The following is a 15143-nucleotide window of genomic DNA, read 5'->3' as shown; positions in this document are numbered from 1 at the left end:
CGGAAAGCGCTTTTGCTTTTGCCTGCTTTATGCTATAATAATACAGATCTTATTTGAAAGAGGTTGTTCATGAAAACTGTCGTGATTGAAAAGAACGATGCAGGCCAGCGGCTGGATAAATTTTTGACCAAAACTTATCCCAATCTGCCGCAGTCTATGCTTTATAAAGCAATTCGAAAAAAGGATATAAAAATTGGTGGCAAGCGTTGCGCGGTCAACACACGCCTGCAGGAAGGAGACATCCTTTCCCTGTACGTCAAAGATGAATTTCTGCAGAAGCAGCCGGAACAATTCGATTTTTTAAAAGCACCGGTCAAGTTAAAGATTCTTTATGAGGATGCCAACCTGCTTTTGCTGGACAAACAGCCGGGTTTAATTGTGCATCCGGATGAGCATTATCACTTTGACTCCCTAATTGCGCGGGTTCAGCATTATCTTTACATGAAAAAGGAATATAATCCGCACGATGAAAACAGCTTCGCGCCGGCATTGGTCAATCGAATTGACCGCAACACAGGCGGCATCGTCATGGCTGCCAAAAACGCTGAGGCACTGCGAATCCTAAACCAAAAAGTGAAAAATCGGGAGCTTTGCAAACTTTACCTCTGCCTTGTCAGCGGTCATCTGCAGAAACGGGAAGCGGTTTTGGAAGGCTACTTGGAAAAAAATGAAGCGCAAAACCGCGTTTATATTCACAAGCATCCGGTGCCGGGCGGGCGGACGATTCGCACCAAATACCGGGTGCTGCAAGAGAAGCAAAGTGCCTCTTTAGTAGAAGTGGATCTTTTAACAGGACGCACCCATCAGATTCGTGCCCATATGGCAAGCATCGGGCATCCTCTGCTTGGTGACGGCAAATACGGAACAAACGCCATGAACAAAGCCTGCGGGCTTCCCTATCAGGCTTTGTATTCCTACAAGCTCAAATTTGCCTTTACCACCGATGCCGGCATCCTTTCTTATTTGGATGGAAGGGAATTTGAAACAAAGGAGATTTGGTTTCTGCCCCTTTTTCAGCAGTGGCCCTGAGGATATTTGATGCTTATGAAAAATTATTATGATTTGCTGGGTCTGAAACCCGGATGTACGAAAAAGGAATTAAAAAAAGCATATCGTGCAGCGCTAGAACAATTGGAAACAGGCGATCTCATTGGCGAAGAAGAATTGACACAGGCCTACCGCTTTATCAACGCTGCCCGCAAGCATCAACGGCCGGAACGAAAAAAATACGGCTTCTGGAAAATGTCAAAGGAATTCCGCGCCCACTTTACAGGACCACGCGGCAGTGAAGCAGCACGAAGCGTTATCAGAAGATTCGGCATTAAGGAATTATTCACCGCAGTCGGCATCATCGTTTTTTCATGGCTTGTGTATCTGCTGCTTTCCGCTGTTATGCCGAATTTGTTTTCCGACAGTCGATACCCGCTTCTCGCATTGGACTTCAGTAAAAAGCTGGTTTCCGCCTCGGCCAAACTCTTGGTTTATGGAATCTGCATTGTAATTTATGTCTGCCGCTCTCTTCGGCGCAGAACAAACGGTCTGCGCAAGCTGAATTTAGGATTTCTTGCCGGCTGCGTTTTGTTGGTGCTCGGTCTGTTTATACCCCAGAACCAACTCAGCAATACGGCGTCTTTGCTGCTGGATATTGGCCCGCTGCAGCAGGAGCAGTTTTCGGTTACCAAAAATATTTTGCTGGAAGATGCGTTTCTGCAGACGAACAACTTGTTTGGGGATTTATATACTTATAAATCTGGAAAGTCTAACCGTGTTTACATTCCCAAAAGTCTGCTGGAAGATGCAGACGGAACCGTGCACCAGGCAGTGGTAACGTTTCTTCCGCACACACACGCAGCGGCAAAGGTGCAGGTGCGCGCGATGGAAAATCATCTGTATGGGAGCATTGGCGACTGCTTCTTTCTGGATCTGCCAAACGAGTCCGATGCGCAGGAAATTTATCTGCGTCGCAGCAGCGCAACACTTGTTATGGAACAAGGTTCCGCGCAAGCACCTGTACAAACAGACCTGCGGACTGTCAAGCTGAAAAATGAAGAGGGACAGCCGCTGGTCGAGACAGTTACTTCTGATAAAATGGCCGCTCTTGCGCTTTCACAGCATCGGCTGTTTTTATGCTTTACTGCGGAGGACTCTGTCGGAACCCATACCTGCGTGGCTGTAATCATCGACAGAGAGAGCGGAAAAATTCTTAAAAGTTGGGAATTGCAGGGGCAGTTTGTGTATCGTGTCTTTTCCTGCGCAAACCGTGATTACGTGTTCACGCAGGCGCTGGTCAAGGATTCTTTTACAGAGCGCACATACTCCATGCAGATCTTTGATCCGGCGGCAGCGGACTTCGTTTACACGGCTCCGGAAAATTACATTCTCGGTTCGGCACCGCACATTGCTTCTTTTGCGGAAAACGGGGTTTGGATTTCTAAGCATACTAACGGAGAAAATCCCATTGGAAAGTTTACTGTACCGGAATCTCTAATGAAATAGCAAAAAGCGCCATGGAACCTTCACTGAACTGCACCCTTTTAGTTAGACAGTATGATATACTGAAATAACTAAAGGGGTGTTTTTATATGCCAAAAGGAATACCAAACAAACGCTATACGCCGGAATTCAAGGTTATGGTAGTAAACGATGCGTAAGGAGAAGTTAAGCTACTGTGAAGCCGCGCGACAATTTGAAGTAAGTGATTCTAAACGAATAGCCTCATGGGAGCGTATCTATCTCACAGAAGGTCCTGAAGGTCTGGCTATAGAACGACGGGGACGTGCCAGTGCCGCCAGCGGCACGCGAAAAGGCCGCATTTCTAAGCTGAATAAGCAGTGGAAGAGGACTTAATTGCAGAGAATCAACGTCTGCATGCGGAGGTGGCATACTTAAAAAACTTGCAAGCCTTGGTTTTGGAAGACGAGCGAAAAGCGCGCAAAAAACGCTGGTAATTCGAGGGCTGAGGCAAAGTTATTCACTGGACATTCTGCTGGAAGTGGCCCATTTCCGATGAAACCAATCTTATTTTACATTCTGACCAGGGCTGGCAATATCAGCACAAACAATACCAACGAATGCTCAAAGAAAAAGGGATTCGACAGAGCATGAGCCGCAAAGGCAATTGTTTGGATAACGCTGTGATAGAAAATTTCTTTGGCTTACTAAAAACAGAATTGCTGTATTCACAGGAATTCGAGTCCGTGGAGCATTTCAAGACCGAGCTCATTGACTATCTTGATTATTACAACAATCGCCGTGCCAAGGCAAAGCTAAAGGGCTTGCCGCCTGCTATTCACAGACTACAAGCCCTTTCGGTTGCTTAATGAAATTATTTGTCTAACTTTTCGGGGTCATTTCAACTGGTTTCCGTGGCGCTTTTTGCGCGTTAATTAGCTGTTGCGATTCACTTGATGAAAGGTTTTCAGATTTCCGGTTTTCTGTGCGCGTTTATCAAGCTCCGCTTTTACATCATTTAAGGAAATTCCTTCATTGACCATCATTACCGTCAGGTGATAGAGCAGATCCGAAATTTCCCCCACCGTGTCTGCTTTCACGCCATTTTTCGCGGCGATAATGGTTTCGCTGCACTCTTCGCCTACTTTCTTCAGGATTTTGTCCAGTCCCTTATCAAACAGATAGCAGGTGTAAGAACCCTCTTCCTTTGCTTCTTTGCGGTGCACAACGGTATTGTACAGTTCTTCAAATGTATCACGCATTTTCATTCGCCTCCAGAATTGTATGAAAAAAGCAACTGTGACGGCCTGTGTGGCAGGCTGCCCCGGTTTGCACAACTTCAATCAGCAGCGTGTCGTCATCGCAATCGCTCGTTATGGAAACTACCTTTTGCAGGTGCCCGGAAGTGGCTCCTTTGTTCCACAATTCCTGGCGAGAACGGGACCAAAACCACGTGTAGCCAGTTTCCAATGTTTTTTGTAGTGATTCCCGGTTCATATAAGCAAGCATCAGCACTTCCTTTGTGCCCGTTTCCTGTACGATAGCGGGAAGCAACTCACTTTTTACGAAATATTTTTCAAAGTCAAAAGTCTGCAAATCAGGTTTCATCTTGCCCTCCCGCAGCAGAAATTGCATCCGATAAATTTAATGTACCTTCATAAAGGGATTTTCCGCAAATCGCTCCATACAGGTTCAGCGCCTTTAACGCGGTAATATCGGCAGAATGACGGATACCGCCGCTTGCCACCACACGGCAGGAAACAGATTGATTCATGCGATCCAGCATTTCCAGATTTGGGCCGGAAAGCATTCCGTCACGCGAAATATCCGTAAAAATTAAGGTTTGTGCCCCGATCTGCTCCATTTGCTTTGCAAAATCCAGGTAATCAACCGTTGAAGTTTTCTGCCAGCCCTCTGCCGCCACTTTTCCCTCTCTGGCGTCAATCCCGATGGCGATTTGCTCTTTCCATTTGCGCACAGCTTCTTTGGCGAAGGCAGGATTACGCAGTGCGGCAGAACCTAAAATGACACGGGAAACGCCATTTTGCAAATAATATGCAACGGTATCCATCTGCCGAATCCCGCCGCCGATTTCAACTTTTAATCCGGTTTTACGGACGACTTGAAAAACCAGGGAAGCATTTACCGGGTGTGCGTCTTTGGCACCGTTTAAATCAACCATGTGCAGCCACGCCGCTCCTTCTGCCTCGAAGCTTCGTGCTGTCTGCAGCGCATCTTCCGCAACTTTTTGTGCGGTTGCATAGTCGCCGCGGCGCAGACGGACACACTCGCCGTCTTTGATATCAATTGCCGGAAAAATCAGCATTGCTTTTCATCCTTTGCTGTCAAACTTTAATTTACAAAATACCTTTGGTGGAAAGGGTACCTTTTTGCACAGAAACAGCCTGGTGCAAAGCATGCCCCAGTGATTTAAAGACCGCCTCAATCTCATGATGTGCATTGGTTCCGTACAAAACCCGGCAATGCAGGGTGATGCCGGAATTCACCGCGAAAGCGCGAAGAAATTCCTCCGTCATACAGGTATCGAATTCACCGACGCGCGCCTGCGAAAAGTTCGCATCAAACACCAGATACGGCCGGCCGCTGATGTCAAGACTGGTAAACGCCAGTGCTTCATCCATCGGGATAAAGAAAGAACCGTAACGCGCGATGCCGCCTTTGTCACCCAATGCTTCTGCAAATGCTTTGCCGAGGACAATTCCGGTATCCTCAACCGTGTGGTGACAGTCGACAAATAAATCTCCCTTTGCAGACAGGTTTAGCCCAAATCCGCCGTGCACGGCAAACGCCGTCAGCATATGGTCAAAAAATCCGATTCCTGTAGAAACCGTGACTGCGCCGCCGTCCAGAGAAAGGTCTGCGGTGATTTCTGTTTCCTTGGTTTTTCGGGTTTGCTTGGATGTACGCATCAGTTTTCCTCCTCCAAATAGGCTTCCAATGTGCTCAAAAAAGCAGCGTTTTCCGTTTCGCTGCCGGCAGTTACACGCAGGAAACCCGGAAACAAACGCACCGAAATGCCATGTGCCATCAAATACGTATGCAGCGCATCCGCACGGGGCAGACGCAAGATTACAAAATTGGTACAACTGCGATACAGCTGAAAGGCGCCGGGATGACGCTGCAGAACGGCTTCAACGCCATTTTGCAGAGCATCACGGGAGATTTGTATGGCTTTTGTACGGCTGCGCAGAACATCCTGTGCCTGTAGGAATAGAGAACCGATTTTCTGCGTTAAGGTATTTACGTTATAAGGCGACTTAACCGCGTGCAAAATGCCGGTTAGTTTCTCATTTGAAACAGCAAATCCTAAGCGGATGGCGGCGGCACCGACTTTCGAGCAGGTTTTCAAGACAATCAGATTGTCGTAGTTTTCTTCTTCCCCCAGAACCGACTGCGACAAATCCCAAAAGTCCATATATGCCTCGTCTACCACAACCAAAGCATCCACATTTTTTACAATTTGCAGAATCTGCTGTTTTGTAAGGCCCAGCGAAGTAGGATTACAGGGATTGCTGAAGAGGAGCATACGGGCATGAAGTTCTTGAACCTTACAAATCAGGTCTTCCGAAGAAATTGAAAAGTTGTTCCCTTTACAGATTTCCACGCAATTTGTTTCTGCTAAAGCTGGATAAAACGTGTACATAGAGAAATCCGGATCTGTTGTAACGACAGTTTCTCCCTTCATGAGGAAGTTGGAGATCAACAGACTAATCAGCTCATCAGAGCCGTTTCCAGCTGTAATGTGATTTTCCTTTACGTGATAATATGCTGCAAAGGCTTTGCACAGTTCTACCGCATAGGGATCTGGATAGCGGTGATAGGAAGTCTGTGCCACCGCTTCCGAAATTTTTTGCCGCAACGTTTCCGGCAGATTTAGGAAGGACTCATTCGCGTCCAAATGGATAATTCCGGCGGTTTCCGCAACTGGTACATAAGGCTGCAGTCTGCTCAGTTTTTCGTTCAGTTGATAAGCCATATCATTGCCTCACTTGAATACTGTTGGCGTGTGCGGTCAGACCTTCTGTTTCCGCTAACTTCATAATGTCTGCGCTGACCGGTTGCAAAGCTTCTTTCGTGTAATAAATGAAACTGGACTTTTTCAGGAAACTGTCTACTGAAAGCGGAGAGAAAAAGCGAGCGGTGCCACTGGTCGGGAGTACGTGGTTAGGACCTGCGAAATAATCACCAAGCGGTTCCGGAGAAAAATTACCGAGGAAAACGCTTCCGGCGTTATCAATTTTGCCGATATACTCCATTGGGTTTTCAGCACAGACTTCCAAGTGTTCCGGCGCCAGTTCATTCGCGAATGAAACAGCTTCCTCCATATTGTCACACAAAATCACGGCGCCAAAGCGGTCGAGTGACTCTTCAATGATTTCTTTTCGGGAGAGAGCTTCTATCTGGCGATACAGTTCCTTAACGGTTTCATCTGCAATTTGCTCACTGGTGGTCAGCAGAATCGCAGATGCCATACGATCGTGTTCTGCCTGGCTCATCAAATCGGCGGCCAGATAAGCCGGCTTTGCGGTTTCATCCGCAAGAACCAGAATCTCGCTCGGGCCTGCGATCATGTCAATATCTACAATTCCGTACAGCTGACGCTTGGCAGTTGCCACATAGATATTGCCCGGGCCGACGATTTTATCTACCTTCGGAATGGTTTCCGTTCCGTAAGCCAGTGCTGCCACGGCCTGTGCACCGCCGACAAGGAAAACCCGGTCAATTCCGGCAGTCAGCGCCGCGGCAAGAATATTAGGATTGGGGCGCCCGTCCTTTCCAGGGGGCGTAACCATCACCAGTTCCTCCACACCGGCAATTTTTGCCGGAATGGCATTCATTAGAACGCTGCTTGGGTACGCCGCCGTACCACCTGGAACATAAAGCCCTACGCGATGCAGTCCGCGGATACGCTGCCCCATAATCACTCCGTCCGCGCGAGGTTCCAGCCAGCTTTGCTGTTTTTGGCGGGCGTGAAAATTCTCGATATTTGCGGCGGCTTTTTGCAATGCGGAAAGGAAAGAGGGGTCACAGCTTTTAGCCAGCTGCTCCATTTGCGGCCGGTCAATTTCAACAGACTCCGGCAGTGCTCCGTCAAATTGCAGGGTGTATGCCCGCACAGCTTCATCGCCATGATGTTTTACAGCTTCCAAAATTTCTGTAACGGCAGCGTCTACTTTTTTACCTGCAGCTTCACTGCGAACCCGAAAACGTTTGACAAAGTCTCGAGCCACTTCCCCGCCCTGACGAACGACTTGAATCATGCCTGTTCCTCCTTTGCCCGCTCCATACGGGAGACTAAGCTTTCTATTTTTGCCTTTTGAAGTTTCAAACTCGCGGAATTGGCAATCAGCCGTGCGGAAACCGGGCAAATACTGTCAATGACCGCCAACCCATTTTCCTTCAGTGTTGTGCCGGTTTCCACAATATCCACAATGGCATCTGACAAACCGAGCAGCGGCGCCAGTTCCACGCTGCCTTCGATTTTGATGATGCGCACATTCATGGACTTTCCCTCAAAATAGCTGCGTGCAACATTCGGGTACTTGCTGGCAATGGTTTTGGTATGATACCCTGCAAAAAAATCACGTCCCACCGGGCCTGCCAGCGCAAAGCGGCACTTTCCAAAGCCCAGATCCAGCAGTTCGTAAAAGCTGCCACCGGCTTCCAAAATCGTGTCTTTTCCAACAACGCCCAAGTCGCAGACACCGTGGTTGACATAGGTAATCACATCTGCGGCTTTAGCAAGCACGACTTCAACAGAGCCGTCTCCAATCGGCAAAATCAGTTTGCGGCCTTTTTGCCGAACTGCATCGCAATTGATTCCCATTCGTTCAAAGAGAGAAATCGTGCTGTCCTCCAGCCGCCCTTTGGTCAATGCAATCTGAAGTGGTCTCATAAAAGCACCTCCGTGATTTTTTCGCCAACAATATCCAGTCTGCGAATTCCGAGCGTACGGGCGTAAGCCTCTGCTTCGGCTTGTGTTTCTGCGACGCTGGTTTCACAGCGCAGCCCTTGCGTAGCAAGCGTGCGTGCGTGAGACAGAGCTTTGATAGAATAACCGTTTTGGCTGTAAACCAGCACCTGCGCCGCCGCAGGCGCCTGAAAATGTCCCTTCGCGAGCGCTATGCGTGTTAGGGCATCCACATTCACACCGAAACCAATGGCCGGCATCGGGCAGTTAAAGCGTGACAGCAGATTGTCATAACGCCCGCCTGTTAAAATGGAATCTCCGTAGCCTTCCGTATATGCTGTAAAAATAATATCCGTGTAGTAATCATTGCGCTGCACAAGGCCTAAGTCCACAATTACACGGTCGCCCAGACCGAGTTCCTGCACAGCATGGTACACTTTATGCAGGTAAGAAAGCGTTGCCTTTGCTTTTTCCGTTGGACAGACGGTCGCTGCCTGTGAAAAGATTTCTTCTCCGCCGAACAGCCTTGGCAGGCGCCGCATACCGCTGACCGCGGCCGTTTGCGGAAGCGCGTCCAGCAAAGTATCCAGTGCTGCGTAGTTTTTGGCCTCGATGGCTCCGCGAATGGCTTCACGCTGCTCTTCTGTAATCGGAAGCTGCCTAGCCAGTTCGCGGAAAAATCCTGCATGCCCCAGTTCCAGACGGAAATCCGGCGAACAAGGGGTTAAAGCTTCTACTGCAGTGGTCAGCACCTCTAAATCGGTCCGGATGCCGGCTGCCCCCATCAGCTCAATGCCGGCCTGTGCGTTTTCGTTCAGGCGACCCGCCAGACCGGGATAATTTCGGTAAATGGGTTGTGTGTAAAACAGGCGGAGCGGCAGCTGATGGTTCTGCAGCCGTGTGGCGACTAGACGTGCAATCGGCATGGTCGAGTCGGCGCGCATCACCAACAGGCGACCGCGGCGGTCGGTCAGCTTGTACATTTCTTCCGGCGGAATTCCAGAGGATTCCGGGTCAAACACATCGTAAAATTCCAGTCCGGAAGTCATAACTTCGTTGTAGCCGCGCATACGAAAGGCAGCGGTCAGCTGATGTTCAACTTCCCGGCGTGCCAGGCATTCTTCAAAAAGCAGATCGCGTGTACCTTCCGGTGTAATCCTGTTGTTTTTTTTCATGCAGTAACCAACCCTTACCTCGATTTCGCTTTAGCGTGTTAATATAATACCACGTTAAATATCCATTGTCAACTATGAATTCCTGAAAGCAAGAATCAGCCAAAAAGCGTCATTTGGCTGCTCTGCGGTAAGTCGTTCAGGGAACCTGCCGCCTGCAGGTTCTCAATTACAGATTTGCTGACCTTGCTGCGGGCCTGCAGGTCATCAACGGAAATGTAAGGACCGCCGTCGCGCGCGGCAGCCAGCGCATTTGCCGCAGACTCCCCAACACCGCTGATGGATGCAAACGGCAGACGAACCTTACCATCTTCCACCAGATATTTGCGTGCATCCGATTTGTACAGGTCAATTGGCAGTACCCCGATGCCGCGCGCCAGCATTTCGTTGACAATCTGCAGGGTGCCGAATGCGGCTTCTTCCTTAGCGCTTGCTTCCTTGCCCTTTTGCTGGATTTCGTGCATCCGCTGCCGCACTGCCGCACGTCCTTTTACAACGGTGGCACCGTCAAAGTCTTCGCCGCGCACTGTAAAGTAAGCAGCGTAATATTCCACTGGCTTGTGCACCTTGTACCAGCCAAGCCGCAACGCCGCAATCATGTAAGCGGCAGCGTGCGCTTTCGGAAACATATATTTAATTTTGAAGCAGGAGTTAATGTACCATTGCGGGACATGGTGTTCTTTCATCGCATTGATATGTTCTTCCGTAAGCAGCTTTGTGGCTTTTCCCTTTCGGGTGATTTCCATGATTTTAAACGCCATCTTTGGCTCCAGATCCTTTTGCAGCAGATAGGTCATGATGGAATCACGTGTTCCGATTACTTCGGAAATTGTGCAGGTACCGTCTTTAATTAAATCCTGTGCATTGCCGAGCCACACATCTGTACCGTGTGACAAGCCGGAAACTTGCAGCAAATCGGTAAAGGTTTTTGGCTGAGAGTCCATCAGCATCTGCCGAACGAACGGGGTGCCCAGTTCCGGCATGGAGAGGGTGCCGGTTTGGCAATCGATGTCTTCTTCCCGAACATCAAGCGCTTCTGGAGAATGGAACAGACTCATCACTTTGGGGTCACTCATAGAAACAGACATAACCGGAATACCGGTGTATTCCTCCAAATACCGGTAAATGGTCGGCACATCGTGCCCAAGCTCGTCCAACTTGCAGATGGTGTCATGAATGGAATGGAAGTCGAAGTGTGTGGTGATGTTGTCATTCTTTTGGTCATTGGCCGGGTGCTGCACCGGACAGAAATCATAAATTTCGTAGCCGCGCGGTACAACAACCATGCCGCCCGGATGCTGACCGGTTGTGCGTTTAATCCCTGTGCAGCCCTGTGCCAAGCGCAGTTCCTCCGCACTGTTCAGGGTGACATTGTTCAGTTCCTGATACTTTTTCACATAACCGTACGCTGTTTTATCTGCCACGGTTGCGATGGTACCGGCCTTAAAAACGTGGTCTTTTCCGAAGAGTGTTTCTGTGTAGCGGTGTGCACCGGATTGATATTCCCCGGAAAAGTTCAGGTCAATGTCCGGTGTTTTGTCGCCGTCAAAGCCGAGGAACGTTTCAAACGGAATGTTGTGCCCATCCTGCCGCAGTGGGGAACCGCAGACAGGGCAGATTTTCGGCGGCAGGTCAAAACCGGAGCCGTAACTGCCGTCTTCGATAAATTTGCTGTACTTACAGTATGGACAGATATAATGGGGCTTTAACGGATTGACTTCTGAAATACCGGACATACTCGCAACAAAGGAAGACCCGACTGAACCACGGGAACCGACCAGATAACCGTGCGCCTCACTGTCTGCCACCAGTTTTTGTGCCGTCATATACAGAACAGAAAATCCGTGTTTGTTAATGGAGCCCAACTCTCGTTCAAGCCGTTCCTTAACGATTTTGGGCAGCGGTTCTCCGTAAATTTGCTTTGCCCGCTTCCAGCAAATTTCGTTCAGCTGCTGTTCCGCGCCATCAATAAACGGCGGAAAAACACCGCTCGGAATTGGCTGAAGCTCTTCACACATATCTGCAATCAGATTCGTGTTTTTCACGACCACTTCATAGGCAAGCTCTTTTCCCAGGTAGGAAAATTCTTTCAACATTTCAGCGGTGGTGCGCAGATAAAGCGGCGCCTGCTCTTCCCCGGCATCAAAGCCCTGTGCTGTCTGCAGAATTTTGCGGTAATCAGCATCTTTGGGGTCCAGAAAATGCACGTCGCAGGTTGCCACAACCGGTTTGTGCAAAGCCTTGCCCAACTTGATAATGGTTTTATTAAATTCCTGCAGCTTCTCCACATTCGGTACGGAGCCATTGCGCACCAGAAACTGGTTGTTGCCGTTCGGCTGAATCTCCAGATAATCGTAAAAGTCCGCAATTTCAAGCAGTTGGTTCCATGGCTTTCCGGCGAAAACCGCGCGGTAGAGTTCCCCGGCTTCGCACGCGCTGCCAATTAGCAGGCCTTCCCTGTATTTTATCAGCTCACTTTTTGGAATACGCGGATTGCGGTAATAATACTTGAGATGCGCCATGGAAACAAGCTTATAAAGATTTTTCAGACCGGTTTGGTTTCTAACCAAAATAATCTGGTGGTAGGAACGAATTTTTTTGGCACTGCCCTGATTGTGGTAAGCTGCCAGCGTGGTGTTGATATCTGAAACGGTTTTGGCTTTGGTATCCTCTTTCAGCCGCTGCAGCAATGTGATGAAAATCTGTCCCAGCATAGCGGCATCATCACAGGCGCGGTGATGATTGAAGTTACCGAGTTTCAGATATTTGGCTACGGTGTCCAGCTTATAGTTTTTGATGTCCACCAGCATGGCGCGGCACATGGGGATGGAATCAATATAAACATAGGGAAAAGTCATTTGATGGCGCTGCGCGGCAACACGGATGAAGGATGTGTCGAAGTCGGCATTGTGCGCAACCAAAACCGCGTCTGCTCCGCAGAAGGCGTAGAACTGGCGGATTGCTTCTTCTTCACTGGGCGCGCCGGCAACCATCTCATCCGTAATGCTGGTCAGCTGCGTAATTTTCGGCGGAATTGGGCGTTCTGGGTCTACAAAGGTGTCAAAGCTTTCAACGATTTCACCATTGCGAATCCGAACGGCGCCAATTTCCGTAATTCTTTCCTGATTGGGAGAAAGCCCGGTTGTTTCAATGTCGAATGAAATAAATTCATCATCCAGAGTGCGGGAGCTTTCTCCGGTAACAGCCGGCACCAAATCATTGACAAAGTATGCTTCTGTTCCGTAAATAATTTTGATAGGCTTTCCGGCTTTCTTCAGGGAAGCGGCTGTGTTCATTGCTTCTGGAAATGCCTGTGTAACTCCATGATCTGTGATAGCGACTGCGGGATGCCCCCACTCTGCTGCCCGTGTAATCAAGTCCGCTGCGGAGTTAACTGCATCCATTTGGGACATATTGGTATGCAGATGCAATTCTACCCGCTTGGCGGGCGCTTTGTCGGTTACTTGCACCTGTTTGACAGTACCCAGTCCGCGCGGCCGCATGACCACTTCATGGTCATACTTATCATATTCTACATCGCCGCGCACAAGCACAGACATCCCATTATGCAGGGTATCCAGCGCTTTGCAGTCCTGTACACTTTCGAAAATCTTCAAGGTGATAGAACTGGTGTAATCTGTGATTTTAATAGAAAAGATTTTGTGCTGCTTGTCACGTGTCAGCCGGGTTTCCATTGCAAAAATTTCACCCCAAACGGTTAGCGAGCCAATGTCCGGCGTGATGGTACTGATGGGTGCCGGTTTGGCTTTTGGCAAAGTTTTGTAAAGGGCTTTGGCGGTTGAAAGCAAAACTGCCGGACGCAGCATTTCTCCTTCCCGAACTTCAATGACACGTGGTTCTGTGGTATGCGCCATGGCAATCTCATAATCTTCCTGTTGGGCGGCGGCTTCTTGACGGCGCACTTTTTCTGTCTGATGTGCCTGCATTTCTTGATAATGTGCGCTTTCCCCGTCAACTTCCAGACGGCCGGTAAAAGCGACGCGGATGTTCAGACCGAATTCTTCACGAATCAGTTGGGACAAAATGCGATCGGCATGGCGTGCTTCCAACAAATGGGCGCCGCCGTGTGTCAGAGTAATCGTCAGCGTGTCATTTTCCAGCACTGCTGTGGAGCCAAGCAGGGTGCCGTTGATGGTTGCTTCTCTCCGCTTAAGTTCCACTACCAGTTCCGGGTAGTAAGACAAGCTGAAAAGCTCGGCATCGTACTTTGGCAGAATTTGTGCGCGGCTCAAGTTGAGCTTTTTGCAGTCTGCAATGCGCTTTTCGGCTTCATAAAGCGTTTTTCGAACCACAATGCCGTTCAGCGCTACCGCCGTAGAAATCACGCGCTCCTTTGCGTTGATTTGCAGTTGCCTTAATTCACCGGAAAGCAGTTGCTCCGGCAAATTCGAACAGTCTATGTACATACCAAAAAAGTTTTGAAAGGTGTTCATGCGTGCATGCCTCAGTTCTGTTTGTTCAGTTTTCTGCTTTCTGTGCGGACAAAGACACCCCACCGAAAAATAAACCGGCAGGGTACCATTTACAATTTATCGATTTCTTCCATCAATGCATCTACCAGCTGTGTTTCGGGAACTTTACGGATAATTTCGCCCTTGCGGAACAAAAGCCCCACACTGTTTCCGCCGGCAATGCCAATGTCGGCTTCCCGCGCTTCGCCAGGCCCATTAACAGCACAGCCCATGACTGCAACCGTAATTGGCTTGCTGCAGCCGCGAAGCCTGTCCTCTACTTCCTGCGCAATGTGGATCAAGTCAATCCGCGTTCTGCCGCACGTTGGGCAAGAAATCAAGGTAGGAGACGGCTTGCCTAGCTTCAGCGCTTTCAGAATATCATATCCGGCATAAATTTCCCGTACCGGATCAGCTGTCAAAGAAACGCGGATGGTGTCCCCAATGCCGCGCTGCAGCAGAGAACCGATTCCAATGGCGGATTTTACCAGACCCATGCGTTCGGTTCCAGCCTCAGTGACGCCCAGATGCAGCGGATATGGGCACTTTTCCGCACACAATTCATAGGCACGGATTGTCGTATCAACGTCTGAGGATTTCATGGAAATCACAATATCGGTAAACCCATGCTTCTCCAATAGCGCCGCGTGCCCTAGTGCACTTTCCACCAGCGCTTCCGGCGTTGGCCCGCCGAATTTGTGCAGCAGTTCCTTTTCCAGAGAGCCGGAATTGACACCAATGCGGATGGGCAGATGCTTTTCTCTGCATTTCTGAACCACTGCCAGAACGCGGTCTTCTCCGCCGATATTTCCGGGGTTAATGCGAATGGCATTGGCGCCCGCATCAGCAGCTGCCAGTGCAAGCCGATAATCAAAGTGGATATCTGCCACAAGTGGTATCGCGACTGCACGGCGAATAGCAGGAATCAGCGCGACAGCATCAAAGCTGGGAATCGCAGCACGCAAAATCTGACAGCCTGCCTTTTCCAATGCCACAGCCTGCTGTACACTGCCGTCAAGGTCAGTGGACGGCACATTCAGCATAGATTGCACCGTAACTGGCGCTCCTTTGCCAACCGGTACGCTGCCGACCAGCACCTGTTTTCTTTCTTTCATG

At 49.4% G+C, this 15143-nt stretch carries 13 protein-coding genes and 1 pseudogene; 4 read left to right on the top strand and 10 right to left on the bottom strand.

Features of this window, described 5'->3' with window-relative positions:
• Nucleotides 1-69: 69 nt before the first annotated feature.
• The 4 genes and pseudogenes from PXC00_RS06950 to PXC00_RS06935 form a co-directional block, all read left to right on the top strand.
• A complete protein-coding gene (locus PXC00_RS06950) occupies nt 70-1029 on the top strand; it encodes an RluA family pseudouridine synthase (RefSeq protein WP_275845078.1) in 960 nt (319 codons plus the stop codon).
• A 15-nt stretch (nt 1030-1044) separates the two neighbouring features.
• Entirely contained in the window at nt 1045-2496 is a 1452-nt protein-coding gene (locus PXC00_RS06945) for a J domain-containing protein (RefSeq protein ID WP_275845079.1), read from the top strand.
• 147 nt (nt 2497-2643) lie between these two features.
• Nucleotides 2644-2847, top strand: a complete 204-nt coding sequence (locus tag PXC00_RS06940) for a helix-turn-helix domain-containing protein (protein ID WP_316935190.1) — start codon at nt 2644-2646, stop codon at nt 2845-2847.
• Nucleotides 2848-3014: 167 nt separating this feature from the next.
• Nucleotides 3015-3320 (top strand): annotated as a pseudogene (locus PXC00_RS06935) (transposase); the annotation flags it as partial.
• 66 nt (nt 3321-3386) lie between these two features.
• On the opposite strand, the gene hisE reads toward PXC00_RS06935, so the two are convergent.
• The 10 genes from hisE to ispG all read right to left on the bottom strand — a co-directional run bounded on the left by hisE (nt 3387) and on the right by ispG (nt 15142).
• A complete protein-coding gene (gene hisE, locus PXC00_RS06930; RefSeq protein ID WP_275846311.1) occupies nt 3387-3713 on the bottom strand; it encodes a phosphoribosyl-ATP diphosphatase in 327 nt (108 codons plus the stop codon).
• Entirely contained in the window at nt 3706-4059 is a 354-nt protein-coding gene (gene hisI / locus PXC00_RS06925) for a phosphoribosyl-AMP cyclohydrolase (protein WP_275846313.1), read from the bottom strand. Before hisI ends, hisE begins: the two co-directional genes overlap by 8 nt.
• Nucleotides 4049-4777 (bottom strand): 1-(5-phosphoribosyl)-5-[(5-phosphoribosylamino)methylideneamino]imidazole-4-carboxamide isomerase, encoded by a 729-nt coding sequence (gene hisA / locus PXC00_RS06920; RefSeq protein WP_275846315.1) that lies wholly within the window; start codon nt 4775-4777, stop codon nt 4049-4051. Before hisA ends, hisI begins: the two co-directional genes overlap by 11 nt.
• Before the next feature lie 31 nt (nt 4778-4808).
• Nucleotides 4809-5381, bottom strand: a complete 573-nt coding sequence (gene hisB, locus PXC00_RS06915; RefSeq protein WP_275846317.1) for an imidazoleglycerol-phosphate dehydratase HisB — start codon at nt 5379-5381, stop codon at nt 4809-4811.
• A complete protein-coding gene (locus tag PXC00_RS06910; protein ID WP_275846319.1) occupies nt 5381-6448 on the bottom strand; it encodes a pyridoxal phosphate-dependent aminotransferase in 1068 nt (355 codons plus the stop codon). The genes hisB and PXC00_RS06910 overlap by 1 nt, the downstream gene beginning before the upstream one ends.
• A gap of 1 nt (nt 6449) precedes the next feature.
• Complete coding sequence (hisD, locus tag PXC00_RS06905) at nt 6450-7733, bottom strand: histidinol dehydrogenase (RefSeq protein WP_275846321.1); 1284 nt, start codon at nt 7731-7733, stop codon at nt 6450-6452.
• Nucleotides 7730-8368, bottom strand: coding sequence for an ATP phosphoribosyltransferase (gene hisG, locus PXC00_RS06900; protein WP_275846323.1), 639 nt, complete (start codon nt 8366-8368; stop codon nt 7730-7732). The genes hisD and hisG overlap by 4 nt, the downstream gene beginning before the upstream one ends.
• Complete coding sequence (hisZ, locus tag PXC00_RS06895; protein WP_275846326.1) at nt 8365-9558, bottom strand: ATP phosphoribosyltransferase regulatory subunit; 1194 nt, start codon at nt 9556-9558, stop codon at nt 8365-8367. Before hisZ ends, hisG begins: the two co-directional genes overlap by 4 nt.
• A gap of 95 nt (nt 9559-9653) precedes the next feature.
• Nucleotides 9654-14009 (bottom strand): PolC-type DNA polymerase III, encoded by a 4356-nt coding sequence (locus PXC00_RS06890; RefSeq protein WP_275846328.1) that lies wholly within the window; start codon nt 14007-14009, stop codon nt 9654-9656.
• Nucleotides 14010-14098: 89 nt separating this feature from the next.
• Nucleotides 14099-15142: a flavodoxin-dependent (E)-4-hydroxy-3-methylbut-2-enyl-diphosphate synthase gene (gene ispG, locus PXC00_RS06885; RefSeq protein ID WP_275846330.1), complete on the bottom strand. Its 1044-nt coding sequence runs from the start codon at nt 15140-15142 to the stop codon at nt 14099-14101.
• Between the last annotated feature and the right edge of the window lies 1 nt (nt 15143).

Origin of the sequence: Caproicibacterium argilliputei, from assembly GCF_029211325.2 — a bacterium.
GTDB lineage: Bacteria > Bacillota > Clostridia > Oscillospirales > Acutalibacteraceae > Caproicibacterium > Caproicibacterium argilliputei.
The sequence above is the reverse complement of the archived record's forward strand: the minus strand, read 5'-3'. Positions and strand labels throughout refer to the sequence as shown.